The organism is Pauljensenia sp. UMB3104 (assembly GCF_030217285.1).
Taxonomy (GTDB): domain Bacteria; phylum Actinomycetota; class Actinomycetes; order Actinomycetales; family Actinomycetaceae; genus Pauljensenia.
In genome coordinates this window covers 1-265 of record NZ_JASONN010000348.1, presented here as the reverse complement: position 1 = coordinate 265, position 265 = coordinate 1, and the positions used below count along the sequence as shown (strand labels likewise).

Annotated in this window: 1 protein-coding gene; it reads right to left on the bottom strand. The window is 70.6% G+C overall.

Features of this window, described 5'->3' with window-relative positions:
- Positions 1-265: hypothetical protein (locus QP415_RS11990; RefSeq protein ID WP_285100229.1), on the bottom strand; the 265-nt coding region annotated here is incomplete at both ends.

The following is a 265-nucleotide window of genomic DNA, read 5'->3' as shown; positions in this document are numbered from 1 at the left end:
GCCGTCGCTCAGGTCCTTGGCGACCGCGTCTTCGGCTGCGAACGAAATGGAGGCGGGTTCACCCGCGTTACCGACCCACAGGAGGCCGGCGGCCGGGTCGAGGACCGCCAGAACGGAGCCGCCCTGCACCTGGGTGGCTCCCTCGGGCAGGGTCACAGCCTGGCCGATTGAGAAGGAGGTGGGCTTGACGGGCGACACCGTGCGCGTCACCGTCTCCCCCAGCGTCACGTCGCCGCCAGCCTGACCGATGTCGAAGGACGCGGAC